Origin of the sequence: Collinsella aerofaciens, from assembly GCF_039752985.1 — a bacterium.
Lineage (GTDB): Bacteria > Actinomycetota > Coriobacteriia > Coriobacteriales > Coriobacteriaceae > Collinsella > Collinsella aerofaciens_BT.
Genome location: NZ_JBDMHA010000116.1, coordinates 1 through 2738 on the forward strand (window position 1 = coordinate 1; position 2738 = coordinate 2738).

General features: G+C 57.8%; 2 protein-coding genes. Both read left to right on the forward strand.

The genetic code is table 11. The features are described from left to right. Window positions 1–218: 218 nt before the first annotated feature. Entirely contained in the window at window positions 219–1787 is a 1569-nt protein-coding gene (locus ABHR76_RS09835; protein WP_346977615.1) for a threonine/serine exporter family protein, read from the forward strand. 313 nt (window positions 1788–2100) lie between these two features. Beyond that, a complete protein-coding gene (locus tag ABHR76_RS09840) occupies window positions 2101–2649 on the forward strand; it encodes a DUF2798 domain-containing protein (protein WP_055285230.1) in 549 nt (182 codons plus the stop codon). Window positions 2650–2738 lie beyond the last annotated feature (89 nt).

Below are 2738 nucleotides of genomic sequence, written 5' to 3' on the forward strand. Positions count from 1 at the left end.
TCGGCCTAATCCGCGGTCTTTCATGCAGCAGGGGCTCTCAATGTTTTTATGTCCTGCTCATATCGTCTGTGCCGGCACTTGGGGACAGTCCTAGTCGTTGGGGGTCTACCGACGCATTGGAGGTTTGCGCCTTCCATGCATGACAGCCGTCTCTTTTATGTTTCCTTTAGCCGTTGCTGCCTAGGATGGGGGTTAGTCGGTAGGAAGGGAGCGTCTATATGGACGACGCGAGCGAGCGTGCAATCGAAGAGGACATGCTCGATCAGTTCAATTACTTTGATGATGAGGATGAGGAGCTAATCGATCGTCGTGAGCCGGCATCGCTTGACTCATTTGATCTGGTCGATGAAGAGCCCGACGAGGACGAGGGCGAATTAACGGAGCCCCCACAGCCTTCGCGCCTTGACTCGCTGCTTTCGAGAGCCCCCATGCACCACGGCGTTCGTGCCGGCGCGCTCCATATGAAAACTGATTGGCACCAGATCGTGACGGCAGGCGATGAGCTTGCCGTCGATGCGCCACTCACCGACAAGTCATCCATCATCTGCCGCACCGGCATGCTTATGCTGGCAAGCGGAACAGGTGCCTGGCGCGTGCGCGATACCATGAATCGTGTTGCTGCCGTACTCGGCGTCACGATTCACGTCGACCTGAGTCTTCTGTCGTTTGAGTGCACTTGCATCGAAGATGGCCACTGCTTTAATGAGGTCGTCAGCTTGCCCACAACGGGCGTCAATACCCATCGCATTTGGATGATGGAGAGTTTCCTCAAGGAAATCGAGACCTATGGTCGTCGCTTCACGGTGCACGAGTATCACGAGATGCTCAAGACCGTTGAGAGTTCAAAACCCGATTACTCTCCCTGGCAACAGGGCCTTGCGGCAGCTTGTGCTTGTGGCGCCTTCGTCTTTTTGCTCGGCGGCGGCCCTATCGAGATGGCCTGCGCGTTTGTGGGCGCGGGTGTCGGCAACTTTGCCCGCTCCCATATTCTCAAGCAGGGCCTTGGTCAGTTCAGCGCGCTGACGACCGGTGTTGCGCTCGCTTGCGTTTCGTATCTGCTGGCATTGCTCGGCCTTGGCCAGGTCATACCGGGGGCAATGTCGCACCAAGAAGGCTATATCGGCGCCATGCTCTTTGTGATTCCCGGCTTTCCGCTCATTACGGCAGGCCTCGACATCGCTAAGCTCGACATGCGAAGCGGTATCGAGCGCCTTTCATATGCCGTATCGATTATTGTGATGGCGACCCTCGTAGGTTGGATGGTTGCCGAGTGTGTTGGCCTGGCGCCGGACGACTTTGCCCCACTGGGCCTTTCGCCGCTTGCCCTTACGCTCCTGCGCGTGGTGATGAGCTTCGTTGGCGTATTCGGCTTCTCGGTGATGTTCAACAGCCCGGTAAAGATGGCCGCGGCAGCTGGGTTGATCGGCGCCGTGTCCAATACCCTGCGTCTGACCCTTGTCGATGCGCCGACGATGATTCCCTTCCTGGGCCTCAGCACGGGAATGCCTCCCGAGGCAGCAGCGTTTATCGGCGCGCTGGTATCGGGGCTGCTCGCAAGCTTGGCTGAAGTCAAGCTCACCTACCCGCGCATCGCCCTCACGGTGCCTTCGATTGTCATTATGGTGCCGGGCTTGTATCTGTATCGCTCGATGTATTACATGTGCACCTTCGACACGGTCAATATGCTCGGCTGGTTTGTGCGCGCAGTGCTCATCGTAGCGTTTCTGCCCGTTGGACTGGGTGTGGCGCGTACGCTCACCGACCCTCGCTGGCGCCACACCAGCTAATTGGTACAAGGGGGACAGGTTACTTTGCACCAAATGAGTTGCGGTGAAATAGGGACTGAATTGCTGCTTAAAGGGTCAAAACAGTCCGTATTCCACCGCAACTTATGGGGTCGGGGGATTATCGGTGCCCTGCATCTTCATAAACTCAACGCTTACGAAGCGCATGCGTTTCGTGCTAGGCTGGTTCCACCACATAAGTAGTCGCAGACGCGCGTACCACGGGCGGGCGAGATGAAGTTCCAACAGCTCCATCTTGCCCGCCCGTTTTTGTTGCGTGGCGCCGCGGTACAACACAGAGAGGAATCTGCCCTTTATGCCTATCAACAAACGAGAGAGCCTGCTGTTCACCTTTATCATGTGCTTTTGCATGGTGCTCTGGATGAGCATCTACAACGTTGCCCTGCAGCACGGGGCCATCAACGGCGAGGTCGTTGCCGCTGCGTGGCTCGGCTTCCCCGTTGCCTACATTTTTGCCATGTGCTGCGACTGGTTCGTCGCCAGCCCGCTCGCCAAGGGTTTCGCCTTTAAGTACTTGGTCACGCCGGGCAAGAGCTCGCCACTTGCCATGACGCTCGCCGTCAGCTCCTGCATGGTCGTTCCCATGGTCATCATCATGTCGCTGTACGGTGCCTGCGAGGGTCTGACGCACATGCCCGGCGGCATCCTTGCGAACCTGTATTCCGTGCCCGCGATCTGGATGATCAACATCCCGCATAATTTTGTGATGGCGCTGCCGTGGAACCTTTTGGTAGCCGGTCCGATTTCCCACTTCGTCTTCCGTCGCGCCTTCCCTGTGGGGACGGTTTTCGAGGAGGAGCATGCCGAGCTCTTGGAGCAGGCTATGGCTCCTGAGTGCGAGTAGCTCGCTTAGGGATCTGCTGAGCGCGGGCGACTTGCTTGGTTGGAGCCCTAAGCGTGGATAGCTCTCTCGGCGACATCGCGGGCGTGAGC

Coding starts and splice junctions, on each gene's coding strand:
- ABHR76_RS09835 (WP_346977615.1), top strand. CDS start 219: ATGGACGACGCGAGCGAGCGTGCAATCGAAGAGGACATGCTCGATCAG.
- ABHR76_RS09840 (WP_055285230.1), top strand. CDS start 2,101: ATGCCTATCAACAAACGAGAGAGCCTGCTGTTCACCTTTATCATGTGC.